Source organism: Streptomyces sp. ME19-01-6 (assembly GCF_033793745.1).
Taxonomy (GTDB): Bacteria; Actinomycetota; Actinomycetes; order Streptomycetales; family Streptomycetaceae; genus Streptomyces.
In genome coordinates this window covers 23,937-40,243 of the sequence record NZ_JARAXF010000042.1, presented here as the reverse complement: position 1 = coordinate 40,243, position 16,307 = coordinate 23,937, and the positions used below count along the sequence as shown (strand labels likewise).

The 16,307-nt window shown below is 69.0% G+C and carries 18 protein-coding genes and 2 pseudogenes; 3 read left to right on the top strand and 17 right to left on the bottom strand.

Annotation, left to right across the window (positions count from 1 at the left end; all coding sequences use genetic code 11):
- Window positions 1-138: 138 nt before the first annotated feature.
- Window positions 139-1,146, top strand: coding sequence for a pirin family protein (locus tag PV419_RS47205; protein WP_319699782.1), 1,008 nt, complete (start codon window positions 139-141; stop codon window positions 1,144-1,146).
- Between the two features lie 276 nt (window positions 1,147-1,422).
- Here PV419_RS47205 and PV419_RS47200 read toward each other — a convergent pair whose 3' ends face one another.
- From PV419_RS47200 to PV419_RS47160, 9 genes and pseudogenes are all read right to left on the bottom strand, one after another.
- Window positions 1,423-2,244, bottom strand: a complete 822-nt coding sequence (locus tag PV419_RS47200; protein WP_319699781.1) for an ABC transporter ATP-binding protein — start codon at window positions 2,242-2,244, stop codon at window positions 1,423-1,425.
- Window positions 2,245-2,248: 4 nt separating this feature from the next.
- A complete protein-coding gene (locus PV419_RS47195; protein WP_319699779.1) occupies window positions 2,249-3,214 on the bottom strand; it encodes an iron ABC transporter permease in 966 nt (321 codons plus the stop codon).
- 56 nt (window positions 3,215-3,270) lie between these two features.
- The gene (locus PV419_RS47190; protein ID WP_319699777.1) at window positions 3,271-4,311 is read right to left on the bottom strand and encodes an ABC transporter substrate-binding protein; all 1,041 of its coding nucleotides are present in this window, start codon (window positions 4,309-4,311) and stop codon (window positions 3,271-3,273) included.
- A gap of 324 nt (window positions 4,312-4,635) precedes the next feature.
- Window positions 4,636-5,186: pseudogene (locus PV419_RS47185) on the bottom strand (DJ-1/PfpI family protein).
- Between the two features lie 133 nt (window positions 5,187-5,319).
- A complete protein-coding gene (locus PV419_RS47180) occupies window positions 5,320-6,630 on the bottom strand; it encodes a replication-associated recombination protein A (protein WP_319699775.1) in 1,311 nt (436 codons plus the stop codon).
- A 25-nt stretch (window positions 6,631-6,655) separates the two neighbouring features.
- The gene (locus tag PV419_RS47175; RefSeq protein ID WP_319699774.1) at window positions 6,656-6,784 is read right to left on the bottom strand and encodes a hypothetical protein; all 129 of its coding nucleotides are present in this window, start codon (window positions 6,782-6,784) and stop codon (window positions 6,656-6,658) included.
- Window positions 6,785-6,811: 27 nt separating this feature from the next.
- Entirely contained in the window at window positions 6,812-7,288 is a 477-nt protein-coding gene (locus tag PV419_RS47170; protein WP_319699773.1) for an NAD(P)H-dependent oxidoreductase, read from the bottom strand.
- Window positions 7,289-7,348: 60 nt separating this feature from the next.
- Entirely contained in the window at window positions 7,349-7,741 is a 393-nt protein-coding gene (locus PV419_RS47165; protein ID WP_319699771.1) for an MmcQ/YjbR family DNA-binding protein, read from the bottom strand.
- Window positions 7,738-8,133, bottom strand: coding sequence for an MmcQ/YjbR family DNA-binding protein (locus PV419_RS47160; protein WP_319699769.1), 396 nt, complete (start codon window positions 8,131-8,133; stop codon window positions 7,738-7,740). Before PV419_RS47160 ends, PV419_RS47165 begins: the two co-directional genes overlap by 4 nt.
- A 128-nt stretch (window positions 8,134-8,261) precedes the next feature.
- Here PV419_RS47160 and PV419_RS47155 point away from each other — a divergent pair, with 128 nt between their 5' ends.
- Window positions 8,262-9,215: an AraC family transcriptional regulator gene (locus PV419_RS47155; RefSeq protein WP_319699767.1), complete on the top strand. Its 954-nt coding sequence runs from the start codon at window positions 8,262-8,264 to the stop codon at window positions 9,213-9,215.
- Between the two features lie 27 nt (window positions 9,216-9,242).
- On the opposite strand, the gene PV419_RS47150 is transcribed toward PV419_RS47155, so the two are convergent.
- The 7 genes and pseudogenes from PV419_RS47150 to PV419_RS47120 form a co-directional block, all read right to left on the bottom strand.
- Window positions 9,243-9,602: a cyclophilin-like fold protein gene (locus PV419_RS47150; RefSeq protein ID WP_319699765.1), complete on the bottom strand. Its 360-nt coding sequence runs from the start codon at window positions 9,600-9,602 to the stop codon at window positions 9,243-9,245.
- 234 nt (window positions 9,603-9,836) lie between these two features.
- A complete protein-coding gene (locus PV419_RS47145) occupies window positions 9,837-10,859 on the bottom strand; it encodes an alcohol dehydrogenase catalytic domain-containing protein (protein ID WP_319699763.1) in 1,023 nt (340 codons plus the stop codon).
- Window positions 10,860-10,917: 58 nt separating this feature from the next.
- Window positions 10,918-12,354, bottom strand: coding sequence for a carboxylesterase family protein (locus PV419_RS47140; protein ID WP_319699761.1), 1,437 nt, complete (start codon window positions 12,352-12,354; stop codon window positions 10,918-10,920).
- Window positions 12,355-12,907: 553 nt separating this feature from the next.
- Complete coding sequence (locus tag PV419_RS47135; protein WP_319699851.1) at window positions 12,908-13,105, bottom strand: hypothetical protein; 198 nt, start codon at window positions 13,103-13,105, stop codon at window positions 12,908-12,910.
- A gap of 541 nt (window positions 13,106-13,646) precedes the next feature.
- Window positions 13,647-14,003 (bottom strand): annotated as a pseudogene (locus PV419_RS47130) (Imm21 family immunity protein); the annotation flags it as partial.
- A 12-nt stretch (window positions 14,004-14,015) separates the two neighbouring features.
- Complete coding sequence (locus tag PV419_RS47125; protein ID WP_319699759.1) at window positions 14,016-14,918, bottom strand: hypothetical protein; 903 nt, start codon at window positions 14,916-14,918, stop codon at window positions 14,016-14,018.
- Between the two features lie 98 nt (window positions 14,919-15,016).
- Window positions 15,017-15,328, bottom strand: coding sequence for a helix-turn-helix transcriptional regulator (locus PV419_RS47120; protein ID WP_319699757.1), 312 nt, complete (start codon window positions 15,326-15,328; stop codon window positions 15,017-15,019).
- Between the two features lie 197 nt (window positions 15,329-15,525).
- Between PV419_RS47120 and PV419_RS47115 the strand changes: the two genes are divergently transcribed.
- The gene (locus PV419_RS47115) at window positions 15,526-15,912 is read left to right on the top strand and encodes a hypothetical protein (protein WP_319699755.1); all 387 of its coding nucleotides are present in this window, start codon (window positions 15,526-15,528) and stop codon (window positions 15,910-15,912) included.
- Here the strand turns inward: PV419_RS47115 and PV419_RS47110 are convergent.
- Window positions 15,893-16,300 (bottom strand): hypothetical protein, encoded by a 408-nt coding sequence (locus PV419_RS47110; RefSeq protein ID WP_319699753.1) that lies wholly within the window; start codon window positions 16,298-16,300, stop codon window positions 15,893-15,895. The genes PV419_RS47115 and PV419_RS47110 overlap by 20 nt on opposite strands.
- Between the last annotated feature and the right edge of the window lie 7 nt (window positions 16,301-16,307).

Genomic DNA, 16,307 nt, shown 5'->3' with positions numbered 1-16,307 from the left:
TGCCGCGTCAGTCACCTGAACTCCTTCACCGGGCCGCGTGGGCCCCCTTCTCGACAGATCGCGCACCTCGGCGAGGCGCCGATCTATCATCGGCATTGTTGAGATTACAACTAACTCCGCCCCGGGAGGCGTCGCCCGATGAGCAACACCGAGACCGAGCCCGGCGTAGAGCGCCGCGGTGCCTCCCCCGACGAGGAGACCGGTCCGCGCGTCCCGCGGGCCGAGGTCCTGACCCCGCGCGACGTCCCGCTGGGCGGCCCCCGCGCGATGAAGGTGCGGCGCACCCTCCCGCAGCGCGCCCGGACGCTGATCGGCGCCTGGTGCTTTGCCGACCACTACGGACCCGACGACGTCGCCGCCAGCGGCGGGATGGACGTCGCCCCGCATCCGCACACCGGTCTGCAGACGGTGAGCTGGCTGTTCAGCGGGGAGATCGAGCACCGCGACAGCCTGGGCAGCCACGCCTTCGTACGGCCCGGCGAGCTGAACCTGATGACCGGCGGCCACGGGATCAGCCACTCCGAGGTCTCCACCCCCCGGACCACGGTCCTGCACGGCGTACAGCTGTGGGTGGCGCTGCCCGAAGCGCACCGGCACACCGACCGCGACTTCCAGCACTATGTGCCGCGCGCCATCCCCCTGACCGGCGAGGGGCCCGCCGGGGACGGGCCCGTGGGCGAGGCCAGAGTCTTCCTCGGCTCCCTCGCGGGCGACACCTCACCGGTGCCCACCTTCAGCCCCCTGCTGGGCGCCGAGCTCATCCTCGAACCGCACGCCACGGTCAGCCTGGCCATCGACCCCCGCTTCGAGCACGGCGTCCTCCTGGACCGCGGGGAGGTCCGCATGGCCGATACGCCCCTGAGCCCCGCAGACCTCGGCTACCTCGCCCCCGGAAACGGGATGCTCGAGCTGACGAACACCACGGACTCCGCCGCCCGGATGGTGCTGCTCGGCGGGACGCCGTTCGGGGAGCGGATCGTGATGTGGTGGAACTTCATCGGGCGGTCGCACGAGGACATCGCGCAGGCCCGTGAGGACTGGATGACGGGCTCCCGTTTCGGCGAGGTGACGGGGTACAACGGGGACCGGCTGCCCGCTCCGGAGCTGCCCAACATGCCGCTGAAGCCGCGTGGAAGGGTGCGCTGACCTGCGGAAACCTGGAGAGTGGCCGCTCGGGACCTGCGACCTTGCGACACGTCTGCCAGGCGGGGCACCCGGGGCGCTCACCCGCAACTAGCTCCAGCACTGTTCGCGCCGTCACACCGGCAGTCAATCGCACCGGCACGGCCTCCATCGCACCACCGGCGTGAGAGTTCCGCGCGACCGGATATGGGACCGACCGGATCCGACTCCGGGTCGCTCAGCCGGGGGGACCCGACGCGGATCGGTCCGTACCGGTTGCTGGGGCGGCGAACAGGGCTATCACCGCCGATGGTGGCAGCCCGGAGGGCTGTCCGCCGTAGTCTCTCCGTCGGCGAGGGCGTGGGCGGCGTACGTGATGCGGATGACGCCGTCGGCGTGCCGTTCCGTGCGCGCGCGGACGCCGAAGACGTCGCCGAGTATCTGCGGGGTCAGTACGTCCAGGACCGGTCCTGCTGCCATCACGGTTCCCTCGCGCAGGACGACCAGGTGGTCGCAGAGCCGGGCGGCCAGGTCGAGGTCGTGCAGGACCGCCAGCGTGGTGATGCCGGTGGTGCGGATGAGGTCCAGCAGTTCGAAGCGGGCGCGGATGTCGAGGTGGTTGGTGAGTTCGTCCAGCACGAGGAGCTGGGGGGTTTGGGCCAATGCGCGGGCCAGCAGCACGCGTTGGCGTTCTCCGCCGGACAGGGAGGCGTAGTCCCGGTCCGCGAACGGTCGTACGCCGCAGCGGTCGATGGCGTCGGCCACGGCCCGGTGGTCCTCGGCTCCGTCGCGTCCCAGCAGACCGTGGTGGGGGGCGCGGCCGAGAGCGACGATCTCGGTGACGGTCAGTCCGGTGGTGTTGCCGCGGCCGTCCTGGAGAACGGCGGCCGTGCGACGGGCCGCGGTGCGGGGGGACAGGGCCCATACGTCGTCCTCGCCGACCCTGACCACACCGTCCGTCGGTCGCAGTGAGCGGTAGACGGTGCGTAGCAGGGTGGACTTGCCGCTGCCGTTGGGACCGACGAGACCGACGATGTCGCCCTCGCGGGCCTGAAGGCTGACATCGCGGAGGATCGGGTTGCGGTCGAGCGTGACGTGGAGCCGGTCGGCGGTGAGTTTCATGCTTCTAGTCCAGGCCCTTGTTGCGGCGCAGCAGCCACAGGAAGAAGGGAGCTCCGAGCAGAGCGGTGAGGATGCCCAGGGGGATTTCATTGGGGCGGTTGAGGGTGCGGGAGAGCAGGTCGACGAGGACCAGGTAGACGGCTCCCAGCAGGGCGGTCAGGGGGAGCAGCCGGCGGTGGTCGGCGCCGGTGGTCAGGCGCACCAGGTGCGGGATCATCAGGCCGACGAAGCCGATGCTGCCGGCGACGGCGATGACGGTTCCCGTCAGCAGTGCGGTGAGCATCAGGAGTGCGGCGCGCAGCCGGTTGACGTTGATGCCGAGCGCGGTGGCGGACTCGTCACCGGCCAGCAGGGCATTGAGCCGTCGGCCGAAGAGAGTGAGGAGCGTGGTGGTGACGAGCACCACCACGGTGACTGTGGGGAGTTGGTCCCACTGGGCGCCGGCGACGCTGCCCAACATCCAGAACATGACCGTCCGCAACTCGGTCGGTGTCGCCTGGAGTTGCACGTAGCTGGTGGCGGAGAGGAAGGCGTAGCCGACGGCGACGCCGGCCAGCACCAGCCGGGTCGGGGCCAGGCGTCCCTGCCGTTGTCCGAGGGCGAAGACCAGCGCGCCGGCGGCGACCGCGCCGAGGAAGGCCGCCGCCGACACCCCGAGCCCGGCGAGCGCGGCGCCGCCGCCCAGGGTGATGACGAGGACGGCGCCGAGCGTGGCGCCGTAGGAGAAGCCGAGCACGATGGGGTCGGCGAGCGGGTTGGACACCACGGTCTGCAGTACCGCGCCGGACACGGCGAGGCCCGTGCCGGCCAGGGCGGCCAGAACCACCCGGGGGGTGCGGAATTGCCAGACGATCTGGTCGAGCGCGGGGTCGGAGTGCGCCGCCCCCGCGCCGGTGACGTGGTGGAGGACGATTCCCCACACGTCACCGAGCGGAACGTTGACCGCGCCGATACTGATCGCCACGACCATCGTGACGATCAGCGCGAGGGGCAGGAGCGTGAACGCCAGCGGAGTCCTGAGCCGGGTCAGAACGCTTCGGGGTGCAGGCGCTTGGCGATCTTCTGCACGGCCAGGTCGTTGCTCGGGCCGAGGTACATCGAGTCCGACAGCGTCACGTACGTGTTGTTCTTGGCGGCCGGCCACTGAGGGAACTCCTTGAGAAGTTTCTTGGCGTATGCCGCCGGGTTGGGGTCGTTGTAGCTGATGACGACGAGGGCATCAACGTCGGTGGCGGCCACCTTCTCCTTGCTCAGGTCGGCGAAGGTGGTCTTGGCGGCGTTCTCGAAGGCGTTGGCGCCGCCGGCTTTGGCGAGGATGTCGTTGACGATGCCCTTGGCCAAGACCGAGCTGAAGTCGTTGCTGCCCATGGACATGTTGGAGAAGATGACCATGACCTTCGGGGGCTTCTCTCCCTTGACCTTTTCGGAGACCGCCGCGATGTTCTTCTCGGAGGCGGCGATCAGCTTCTCGGCCCTGTCACTGACGTTGAAGATCTTTCCCATATCGCGCAGCAGCTGGTAGCTGTCGGCGACGGTCATCTTGGAGGGGTCGTCGTCGCAGCCCTGCGGGGAGACGTAGCTGTTGGCTCCTACCTGCTTCAGCTGCTCGCGGGTGGCGAAGCCGTTCTTCTGGTCGAAACCGTACGTGGTGACGGACAGGACGAGGTCGGGGCGCAGGCCGAGCATGGCCTCGCGGGGGATGTCGTAGGCCTCGTTGAGCTTGATGTCGCCGGTGGGCAGGGCCTTGATGGCGGCGGCCCGGCCGGAGACCTCGGACATGCCGTAGGTCTGCTGGTTTGCGACGATCTTGTCCTGGAGGCCGAGGGCGAGGAGGGTGGAGACCTCGGCGACCGAGGCGCCGTTCATGACGACGACCCGGCTGGGTTCCGTCTTGAAGGTCTCGCTCTGGCCGCAGTTGTCCAGGGTCACCGGGTATCCGGTCTTCGAGGCCGCGGCCTCGGTCGTCTTCGTGCTCGTCTTGTCGTCGTCAAAGGAGCCGCCGCATGCCGCTGTGAGCAGACAGAGGGCTGCGGCCAGAGCGGTGGTGGCTGGCCGGTTCATCGGCATTCAGGCTCCCTGCGCGCGAAAGGTATTCATTGGGCTGAAAGTTGTCTTCAGGTAGTCGGGCTGAAATGGTCCCGAGTTCCAGGAGATTCCCGGCTATTCCGTGGGAGTCACCGGATGGGGCTGCCGTCCGTTCCGGGGTCGCGGTCGGCGGGCGGGCAGATGATGCTGCTGTCTTCCCAAGACCGGTTGGACTGACCAGCGAACCCTTGCGCACGTCGGTGGCCTGCACCGACCCGACAAGTGGGAGCGGGCTACCGACGGATTCCCCGCGGGCTGCCCGTGCGCTACGCCGGGTTCGGCGAGGAAGTTCCCATGCGCTGGCGATCAGGAGCTTCGCCAGACGACGCCGCGCTGCTCGTACTCCATGATGGACTCGACGCTGATGGCGATGGATGCTCCACACTCGCAGGTGATCATCCAGAGCGCCAGATCGATTCCGCTGGTGACACCACCCGCGGTCACCAGGTTCCCGTCGTCAACGACTCGTGCGTCGATCACCTTGCCTCCCTGGGCGGCCAGCTCGGCCTTGGCCAGGTGGTGTGTCGTACACGGACGGCCCTTGGTCAAGCCTGCTGCGGACAGCACCATGACTCCTGCGCAGACACCGGCGACGATGACTCCGGCCTGGCCCGTACGAGGTTCCGCAGGACATCTGGATCATGGATCAGCTGGTCGCCGCCGCCCGGCACGATCAGAAGATCCGTGTTGGTGGGCTCCCATGCGGTCACCGTGACTTTGGTGCCGAAGAAGCATGTCACCTCGCCAGGATCCGATGGCCGCACCAGTGTCGTTTCCACCTGGCCGCCCGCCTGCGCAGCGTGCCCGAGAACGTCACGCGGCCCGATGAAGTCCTGCTCCTCCACCCCGTCGTACATGAGGATCTGAACACGTAGAGGCATCGGCTTTGTCTCCTTGGCTGGTGAATTTTCCCCCGAGCGCGCTGAGGCCCCCGGACCGGCGGCCGCCCTACTCGGACCTTCCTCAAACGGCGCCGTCCGCCCTTGCCCCTCACCTTTGCCTACGAGCCCGCAGAGCGGCCCACTGGCGTAGACGCTCGGCGATCTGGGCTTCGTAGCCGTTGCGGGTGGGTTCGTAGTACGTCTCGCGGCTCATGTTCTCGGGAAAGTAGTCGGCGCCGGAGAAGCCGTCAGCGGTGTGGGGGTCGTACTGATAGCCCTTGCCGTAGCCGAGGTCCTTCATCAGCCGGGTCGGAGCGTTGAGGATGTGGGCGGGCGGCATGAGCGAGCCTGTGCGTCGGGCGGAGCGGTGGGCGGCGTTGAAGCCGCGGTAGACGGCGATGGATTTGGGGGCGGTGGCGAGGTAGACGACCGCTTGGGCGATCGCCAACTCTCCCTCGGGGGAGCCGAGTCGCTCGTACACGTCCCAGGCAGCGAGCGTCTGCTGGACGGCGTGCGGGTCGGCCATGCCGATGTCCTCGTTCGCAAAGCGGGTCAAGCGGCGGGCGATGAACAGCGGATCCTCGCCGCCGTCGAGCATGCGGGCTAGCCAGTACAGGGCCGCGTCCGGGTCGGAGCCGCGCATCGACTTGTGGAGGGCGGAGATCAGGTTGTAGTGGCCTTCCTGTGCCTTGTCGTACAGCGGGGCGCGCTGCTGGATGTGGTGGGCGAGCGCGGTGGTGTCCAGGGGGGTCTCGGGAGTGGGGAGGGTCTGGAGCTGTTCGGCCATGTTGAGCAGGTAGCGGCCGTCGCCGTCGGCCATGGCGATCAGGGCATTGCGGGCGTCGTCGTCCAGGGGCAGTGGGTGGCCGATGAGGTTTTCGGCGCGGTCGAGCAGGGTGGACAGGGCTCTCTCGTCGAGGCGTTTGAGGATGAGGACCTGGGTGCGGGAGAGCAGGGCGCCGTTGAGTTCGAAGCTCGGGTTCTCGGTAGTGGCGCCGATCAGGGTGATCGTGCCGTCCTCGACGTAGGGCAGGAAGCTGTCCTGCTGAGCCCGGTTGAAGCGGTGGATCTCGTCGACGAACAGCAGCGTGCCCTGCCCGACGGTGCGTCGGCTGCGGGCGGCGGCGAATACCTTGCGCAGTTCGGCCACGCCGGAGAAGGTGGCCGACACCGGTGCGAAGGCGAGGCCGGCGGCGTCGGCGAGGAGCCGGGCAATGGTCGTCTTGCCGACGCCGGGCGGCCCCCACAGGATTGCGGAGCTGAGGCGGCGCTGTGCGAGCAAGCGGCCCAGTGGGGCCTCCGGGGCCAAGAGGTGGTCCTGTCCGACGACGTCCGCAAGGCGGTTGGGGCGTAGGCGGTCGGCCAGTGGGCGGGGCGGCTCATCGTCGAACAGCGGCAGGGTCGGTTCGGTCGGTTCCATCGGTCTTCCGGGTCGTGGGGCGAGGTCACAGGGTTGCCGTGCCGGGCGTCGGCTGCAGGAGCCCGGGAGCGTCGTCCGCTCGGTTTACGGCGGGCCTCACGGCGACGAAGCCGGTCACGGCCGCGTCCAGGACGGTGGCTCCGTTGCCGATCATGTCGTACACCAGCTGGGCTGTAGCGTCCTAGACGCCGGACAGCAGGAGATGCCTGCGGTCAGTCGCTGTTCGAGCAGTCCGCGCACACCGCTGCGGGTGAAGGCGCGCTCCTGGGTGCCCGCCAGGCCGAGCCACAGGACGCGATTGCCGGTGAGCCGGGACGTGCGTGCGCATGCCGTAGGCGAAGCCGTGGTTCCAGACCCGGTCGATCCAGCCTTTGAGGAGGGCGGGAAGGCCGTACAACCAGACAGGAGAGACCATGACGATCTCGTCGGCGGCCCCGATGCGCCGCGTAAGTGCGCGGACCTCGGGCGAGCAGACCTTCCCGGGCTCGTCGAAGTCGGGTTCGTCCTCAGGTGTCATGCGGGGGTCGAAGCCCTCCGCGTGCAGGTCGCGGACGTCGACGGTGCCGCCGTCGGCCTCCAGGCGTTCGCACGCCCGGGCCGCGACCTGCGCGGTGAGGGACGAGCTGCGCGGATGGGCGATGACGAGCAGGGTGTGCACGGTGATTCCTGTCGGCTGAGGGCGCGGCTGGTTCGCACCGGCGGGAAGGTGCTCGGGGGTTCAGGCCCCGGCCCGCTGCGATCCTGTGGGCCTGGGCGGGCGCTTGTCGTGGAGCAGACGGTCGACGACCAGGTCGTAGGAGTGCCCGACCGCTTCGTCGACCAGGCGCTTGGTGATGCCTCGTCCGGGACCGACCGAGATCCAGTGCTTCTTGTCCAGGTAGCGGCCCGGGGTGATCGAGGCGTGGCCGCGCTCCAGTGCCCGCGCGTGCTCGGGTTCGCACTTGACCGTGATGATCTGGTCGTCCGGGTCGTCCGTGACGATCAGGAACACCTTGCCCGCGACCTTGTACACGTCGAGTCCCGGGGTGAAGGGGTATCCGTGACTGACGCCGGGGAGGGCCAGGGCCGCCTGGCGGGCGGTGTCCTGGAGCCGGTCACCGGCCACGCTCACCGGGCCGCCCGCGTTCCGGTGCCGTGGGTGTGCGGGTCGACAGGCCGCTCGGCCTTGGGCAGGTGGGCGACGACGAGCCGGTAGGAGTCGGTGACGAGCTCCCTGACGAGCTCCTCGTCGACGCCTTCTCCGCTCTCCAGGGTGATCCAGTGCTTCTTGTTCATGTGGTAGCCAGGGGTGATGTGGCTGTACTGCTCCCGCAGGGCGTGGGCCTCGCAGGGGTCCGCCTTGAGGATCACGACGGGCCGCCCCGGGACTTTGGTCATCAGCATGAACACCTTGCCGCGTACCTTGTAGACCTCCCAGTCGGGGCCGAAGGGGTGCTCCAGCTGGGCTCCGGGGAGTTCCTCCGCGCAGTCGGCGGCGGTCTGGTGCAGGGCCGATCCGTTCATGGGGCGTTGCCTTCCTCAGGTGGTGACGGACTGTGGCATCGAGGAATGTGGTGGGCGCGCCGCGCGGGCGCGGTGGCACGTCCATCCTTCCGCCGCAGCCGAGCGGAAGGGCGGTAGGCTGCGGACACATGATGGTCGACAAGCGACACCCCGGCCCGAGCGGAAGCGCGGCCAGTCCGGCGGCGGTTCCGCTGTTCGCTTTCCAGCCCCCGGTCGGTACTCCCTACGGCCTTGAGGTGAGTACCGTCGAGGATTTCTTCGCCCAGCACGACGACTGGCCGTGGAACCCGCCCCGTCCGGGCCGTGCCACCTTCCACTACCTCATCGCGGTCACCGAGGGTGAGCTGCGGCACGACGTCGACCACGTCATGCGGACCGTCGCCCCCGGCCAGTGGCTGTGGGTGCGTCCCGGGCACGTGCAGTGCTGGCATCCGCCCGGCGCGGCCCGCGGCCCGTTCATCCTGTTCGAACCGGACGTGCTGCGGCCCGACCTCGCCCGTCTCCTGGCCCCGCTCACCGCGCACGAGGCCCCTGCCGTGCTGACCCCGCACCCCGACGACACCGCCTGGCTCCAGCAGACGGCACTCCAGCTCCTGGACGAACACCGCGCACTGGGGCGCCGCCCCCTCGGCATCCACCACGCCCTGCGGCGCGCCCTGCTCGAATCGCTGCTGCTGCGCCTGGCCAACTCCCTGGGCATCGCCCCCATCGGCGCGGCCACGGCCCACGCGGGCCGCGCCGACCGGTACGGGCGCTTCCTGGACGCCTTGGAGCTGCACTTTCGCGAGCTGCACCAAGCCGCGGACTACGCCGAGTTGCTCGGCTGCTCGGTCCGCACCCTCAGCCGCGCCGCCCGGGACGCCACCGGCAAGGGAGTACGCGAGCTCATCGACGAGCGGCGCCTGCTGGAAGCCCGGCGCCTGCTGGGAGTTGCCCGGTGGGATGCCCGGTCTGTGGCCGTCCACCTCGGCTTCAGTGATCCCGCGAACTTCGGCCGCTTCTTCCGCGACCGCACCGGCCTCACCCCGGCTGCCTTCGCGGCCGGCGAGGCCTCGACCGTCCCCCCTCCTCTCCTTGGCTGACGGGTCTCGGTGGTTTCCGGCCGGGTCTCAGTCGATGGCCTCGATGGTGACGTCGACCGTGCCGTCGTACTTCTTGAAGGCATCGGCCCCCGAGTCGATTTGGCCGAGGATGACGAGGCCGGGGTCGGGGATGGACTGGCCGTCGTGGGCATAGAAGACGGCGATGTCGGAACTGGGTGACCAGTAGGCGATGTTGCCGATCTCGTAGCCGAACTGCGGCTTGCCCCCTGCGGTCAGAGACCGGGGCAGGTGACCGTACTTCTCGCGCTTGAGCAGGTCGTCCATCTGCAGCGTCAGCGGAAGCAGCGAGGTGAAGTCGCGTGCCGTCGCGTTGTCGTCGAGGGTTGCGGTGAGGACGGTCTCTCCGGCGGTCAGTCGGATTCTCATATGGCTCCTGCTCTCTGGGGTGTTGCTGGCAGCGGGTACGGGAACTCATCGACGAGCGGCGCCTCCTGAAAGCCCGGCGCCTGCTGGCAGGCGCCCGGTGGGATGCCCGGGCTGAGCCGCCTATCAAGGACTTCTCCCACTCCAGTGCCAGTTCCTCTTACGGATGCTGTGGCCGGCCATCGTCGACCGGCAGGCATCGTGCGCGTTGTTTGTCGTTTCTCAGTTGCCCAGGCCTCAGTCGCCCAGGACGACGACGTGCTTGCCCGGCGTGGTGCCGGACTCGAGGTCGTCCTGGGCGTCACGGACCTGTTCCAGGCCGTGGTAGACCTTCGCGACCGGGACGTTGAGGCGTCCTTCGGCGATGGCCTGGAGCTGGCGGGCGAAGACGTCGGCCGGGAGGTCGGCGGCCTGACCGCCGTAGGACGTCAGCCGCACCCCGTTGGGGATCACGAACGGGCTGAAATCGGGGATCGTCCACTGGCCCGCCAGGGCTCCGGTGAAGCAGACCGTGCCGTGCCGGCGGACGGTGCGGAGGGTGTCGGCGAGGACCGAGCAGCCCACCAGCTCCAGTACGGCGTCGACACCGTCCGGCATCAGCTCGCGCACCTGGTCGGCGATGGTGCCGCTGTCGACGAGGGGGTGGTCGACGCCCGCGGCCCGCAGGTCCCCGGCCCTCTCCGGGCTGCGGGTGGTGGACAGTACGGTGGCTCCGAGGTCCTTCGCGATCGTGGCCGCGCTCAGCCCGACCGTGGAGGTGCCGCCGCGGATCAGCAGCGTCTGCCCGGCCTTGAGGTCCAGTCCTGTGGTCAGCGATCCGTAGGCGGTCTGGAACATCTCCGGCAGCGCACCGACGACCTCCCACGGCAGGCCGGTCTCGAACGGGATGACCTGCGCCGCGGGGACGGTCACGTACTGGGCGTACGCGCCGTCGTACGAGCGGCCCATGCCGCCCATCATCGTGGCCACCTGCTGTCCCGGGCGCAGCTCGCTGTCCTCGTCGGCCTGGTCGATGACGCCGACGCCCTCGATGCCGGGAACGCGCGGGTAGGTGACCACCGCGTCCGACTCACCCTTGCGGGTGGTGACCTCGGACTCGTTGACGCCGAACGCCTTCACCCCGATCCGCACCCAGCCGGGCTTGCGTACGGGCACCGGCACATCCTTGATCTCCAGTGCGTCGAGGCCGCCGGGCCGGGTCACGACGACGGCCCGCATCGTCCCCGGTGCGGCGTCACCGCCTGCTGACGGTTGGCTCATGTCGAGTTCCTTACTCTGTTCGCCGCCTGGTGCGCTGTTGCGTATCGTCCGACGGCCGTCAGGGGCGGGCGATGTTCTCGAACAGGTCGAGGACCGCCTGGTAGTGGGCGCTGGGCTCGTGGGGAGGGTTGCCGACGCTTCCCGAGGTGGGCCGGTCCGAGACGGCGGGCCACAGACGGGTCTGCTCGCCGGTGACGAAGTCGAGCACGATGTCGCGGATACGCGTGTCACGACCGGCCTGTTCGGGGCTGCGGCCCGGCTTTTCCTGGCCGACCAGGGCGTACATCTCGGTGCCGTGCACGGCGGGCGCGCCCTCGGCGGGCCCGATCGCGAGGAGATGGGCGTTGCCGCCCGCGGCGGCGTGGGCCAGAGCGCCGCGGGCTGCGGGGAGCGTGAAAATGTAGTCCGTCAGGGCCGCGGCGCGGACCTCGGCAGGGGTGCGGCCGCCCTGGTCGTAGACGTCGACGATTTTCCTGGCGCGGGAGCGGGGAATGCGCCACCCCGCGAATTCGTCGGTGACGCGCTCGACGGTGTGCGGGTCGAACCGGTCGAGGTCGTTCGCCACCCACCAGCCCATCTCGTCACTGGCCGTGCTCAACAGGACGTCGATGTCCCGGTGCGAACCCGAGGCCAGGACGTCCAGAGGGTGGGCGTGCACCACCGAGCCGGGCTGTCCGGCGTCCAGGACGACACCGAGACTCTTGTTGTCCATCCCGCCCCGGACTCCGAGATCCGTCGGACAGACCTTGTGCAGGGCAGCTACCAGGGAGGCCGCGTCGAGATCGATCAGCTTGTCGGGGTTGCCCGCGACACCCAGTTCGGTGACGAACCGCTCCGCGAGCTCCTCGGCCCACCAGGCCGGGACAAGACGCGAGGGCGCGCCCGAGAACCCGGCCAGCCGCCGGTACAGGCCGTCCGCGGAGGAGGCCCCGAGCAGCCCGAGAGTTGAGTAGGCGCCGGCGCTGTGGCCGAAGACGGTGACCTCATCCGGGTCGCCACCGAAGGAGGCGATGTTCCGGTTGACCCAGGTGAGCGCGGCGATGACGTCCTGCAGGCCGAGGTTGCTGGCCTCGGCGAGCCGCCCGCCGTACTGGGAGAGCGAGAGCGTGCCCAGTGCGCCGAGCCGGTAGTTGACCGACACACTCACCACGCGTCCCGACGCGGCGAGACCGGCGGCGTTCGAGGTGGTCTGCGTGTTCGCGCCGTACTCGAATCCGCCGCCATGGATGTACACGGCCACCGGAAGCGCCTTCCCGGCCGACTGCTCGGGAGCCCACACGTTCAGGTTCAGGCAGTCCTCGCCCATCCCGCTGTCCGCTTCGAGCCAGCCGCCGCTGTCGGGCTGGACAGCGACGACGCCCTTGCGGTCACAGGGGCGGTCCGGATCGAAGCCCGCGACCACGGGACGGCGGTATCGCTCCGCGGTGGCGTACGGGATTCCCCACCAGGACCGCACCCCTGGTGCAGTCGGAGCCTTGGGAGCGGTCGCGGTCATGGCGTGCGATTCCTTCCGGTGCGGTCGGGGTAGTTCGCGCGGCGTGTCGATGGCTGATCGCTCGCGGCGACGCTCTCCAAGCATTCCCTGGACTCCGGTAAAGCGCCGAGCGGACAGCAGTCACCCGATGGTCACCAGGTGACACTTCCCTGGACGGCCTGAGGTCCTGCCATCAGCGCGCTTGGGGGACCTTCACCAGAGGAAGCCAGCCGTGCAGGCACAGCACGGCGCCCCCAGTGAAGGAGATCGCTGCGCCCCTGGGCCGCAGCCTCTGCCGTCCGGCCCACATCCACTACCAGGTCCACCACCCCGACCTGGCTCCTCGCTGGTTCGGCAAGATCTGCTTCAAGGGCGACCCCATCATCCCCGTCGATTACGTCGCCGCGAAGACCTCCCACCCGCCCTGCAAGCGGACACCAGCGTGCACGAGGAACCCGAGGACATCGCCGGACACGCGAGCATCGGCTCGGCCGGCGGAATCATGGTCGCTCTGCCGTCTTTATGCAGGTCCGCCCCGGTCCGCACGCCAGACGCCTCCGGGGGCGGCGCCGGGTCAAGACGATGCGGGCATCGTGCGGGTAGGCAAGAAGACGACGGCAGCGCCGCCGCGCAGGGCGTCGTTTTCGAGGACCAGCCGGCGGATGGCCTCCTCGTACAGGGCGAGGGTGCGGCGCAGGTCGGTGTTCTCCTTCCGTAGCCGGGTCAGGTTGGCTTCCGTACGTGCGTCGGATCCGGAGGGTTCCGTCGGCATCGCACTTGGCGCCGGGATGCGGGGTCGGCTGTCCGGTCGTCGTCTGCGCCCAGCTCGGCGAGGAACTGGCCGCGGGTGAAGGCTTCTTCGGCTTCGACCTCGTCGCGGAAGCCGGAGTCGCTGGTGCCTCATGGTGGAGTCTGCGAGTCCGGTGGGGTTGGCGTTCTCGGTCCGGCGGGCGATGCCTTCGTAGTACTCCAACTCGTGGATGAGCACCGGCACGGGTCGGCCGATATGCCGTTCGATGAAGCCAGTCGCGTGGAGGCTGCGGGCGAGTTGGCAGCATGCTTGGTTGAACCGGCCCTCGATCTCTGCGGCGAGCGCCCCGACCGAGCTCACCCAGTCGGCTCCATCGACAGGCTCCTCGTACCAAAGTCCGAGCTCCCAGATCCACTCGTCGCGTGCGGCAGCGCCGGCGGGATCGCTGTTGCGGTCGCCGACCACAGTGAGCTCGTTCTGAAGCCAGAAGGCGTAGTTCCAGGAGGTCGATGTGCAGGTCTTCCTCCGTGGCGATCTCGGTGGATTCGTAGACGGAGTCGAACAGGACGACCGGCTCCTTGATGGTCCAGGTGGGGCCCGTCTCCCATTCCACGCGTGGCAGAAGGTCGGCGACCAGGGCGGGGAGGTCGGCGTCGTCTTCGTCGCCAGCGACTTCTCTGACCAGGACGTTGTGCTGGGGAAGGAACGTGGTGCGGGCCGGCATATCGCCCAGGACGAGTGCCTGCACGGCTCCGACGTCGATGAGCCCAACGTAGCCGTCGACCTCGCAGGCGCGTCGGTAGTCGCCTTCGTCGTCAGGGTAGGTGCGCGGGGCGCCGCTCCAGTGGTGGCAGACGGACTCGGGAATGAGGATCAAGGGTCCGCCGGCCGAGGTCACCCAGGTGTTGTCGCTGTTCATGCTGGTTCCTTGCTATCGAGATGCAGGTGAGGTGCTGGGCGAGAGCGCGGCGGTTGATCGTCGGCTGACGTCGGCGGCGTAAGCGGCCCAGTCTCCGGCGGACGCTTTCTGCCACTGGACGGCGACTTGGATGTGGATGCCGAGCATGCGGGCCAGGATCGCGGCCGGGACTTCTTCGGCGAGGGCGAACAGGGCCGTTGACCGGGCCTGGCCGGGTTGGATTCCGACGGCGATCAGCCGTAGGCCGAGCCGGTCGGCGCTGATGTGTTGGCCTGGGCGTTGACCTGGAAACAGCCAGGGTGTCTGGTCGGCGTGTCCGATCACTGTGTAGGGGCGGCGTGTTGCGATCAGGTCGAGGACCAGTGCGGCGAGCGGTCCGGGCAGGACGGTCGGGGAGGTTCCCAGCTGGATCGAAACCCGGCCGTTCGCCTCTGTGACCTGATCGGCGGTGAGGCTGCTGATCGTGCTGAGTCGTTGGGCGTCGAAGAGCAGGAGTAGTCCGGCGACCCGGTCGGCAGTCGTCAGCGTTGCGTCGTGAAGGAGCCTGCGGGCGTCGTCCCACCGGCCTTCGGAGTCGTGGGGGCCCACCGGGCCCTGCCAGCGCTCGGCGCCGAAGGTAAGCCCTCTTGCCAGCCGGTTCCTGGTTGCCCAGCGGATGAAGTGGCCGGTCTGGTCCCGGTAGCTCAGGTCCTCGCCTGCTTTCCACTGGTCCAGGTCGGGCTGGGTGCAGGTGGTGAGGGTCAGACCTCTGCTGGACAGCCAGTCCAGGGATCGCAGCGAGGCTGGCCGTGACGGTCGCGGGTGGAAACCCGCCGCTGGTCCCCGCAGGCGGCGCAGGTCTGGGCGGTATCCCGGCGTGGCGAGCAGAGCAGGTATCCCCGTCGGCTGATCATGTAGGTCAGCGTTCGCCCGCATTCACCGCACCGTGGAGCGGCTATCGAGGTCGCGCCGGCCTCCCGCAGCCCTCGCAGAAGTTGTCCCCACCGACCACGCGACCGGCGGCCCGCCGGTCGTCAGCACCTGCGGGCAGTCAGAGAGGAGCTGAGCCAGCCGACGGCGTTTCGCGCGCCCGCCGGCGACATCGACGACGACCTCGTGGATCCGGGCATCAGGTCGTCCATCGTGCAGTCCAGGATGTCCAGCAGGGCCATAAGGATCTTCAGGCTCAGTCGCTCGGGGCGCTCGACGACGAGCCGGTAGACCTGGCTGGAGGACAGGTTGATGCCGCGCGCGGCCAGCGGCGGCAGGAGGTCGGTGGTGGAGAACATGCCGTGATCCGCCATCAGGTGACGCAGGTGCCAGCGGTAGTCGAGTTTGGCGGCCATCATCGGTCCTTCCCGCGCGACGTCTGCCGCGGGCCGTGTTGCATTTCGGCGGCGGTCTCGTGAGGCAGATCACTCCTGTAGGTGATGTGATCGTTGCTTTGGCCGATGTGCAGCGCTCCGCATAGGTTGGCCTGGTGAGGGGCGGATTGCGAGAACGGTGGATGGGCCAGCCTCGGTGGGCGAGATGGGTCCTTGCCGTGTACTTGATCGGCTTCCTTGAAGGGGCTGGTGCCCATTTCCTGGATCTGATCAGCGGTGGTATCCACTTCTATGCGTCCTTTGCCCCGGTGTCGCTGCAAGTGTTCTTCGTCAGCTTGGCGTTCCTGGACCCGCTGGTCGTCGTGCTGGTGGGACTCGTGCGGCCGGCGGGGATCCGGCTGGCCTGCGGTGTGATGGCGCTGGATGTCATCGCGAACTGGATCGTCAACTGGCCGTGGTTGCAGGAGAATCCGGCTTGGCTGCTGCGTCCGGTCGGACTGCTGCCCATCACACTCTTCGGCCTGTTCGTCGTCGCCTCCTCGGTTCCCCTGCTTCGGGCCGTGGCAATAGGGACGACGAAGCGTCTCAGCTGCACGAGCCGATGACGGTGGTGCGGGGGCTGGGGAGGCGGGTGACCCGCTTCGAGGCATCGGCCACTTCGCGGAGTCGGACAATCTCTTCGTGCTGGGCGGCGAGCCGGGCCAGGGCCTCAGCGCGGAAGTCGGTCAGCTCACTGACCGACTGCTCCGACTGCGCCAGCCGTTCCTTGAGCTTGGCGATCTCCGTCTTGAGCCGGGTGATCTGGGCTTCGCGGGGGTCGGGGATCTCGCCGGCCTGCTGGAGCGACTGAAGGCGTCGCTCAAACTCGGCGCGGAGGTGAGCGTAGGGGCGGTTGCCGTAGAAGGCGGTGCGGTCGACGCCTGCTTCGCGGGCGAGGGTCTTGATGTCGCACTTTCCGCCGGGCGGGAGCTCGCCGCGCAGGAGCCGGTCCATGGCGGCG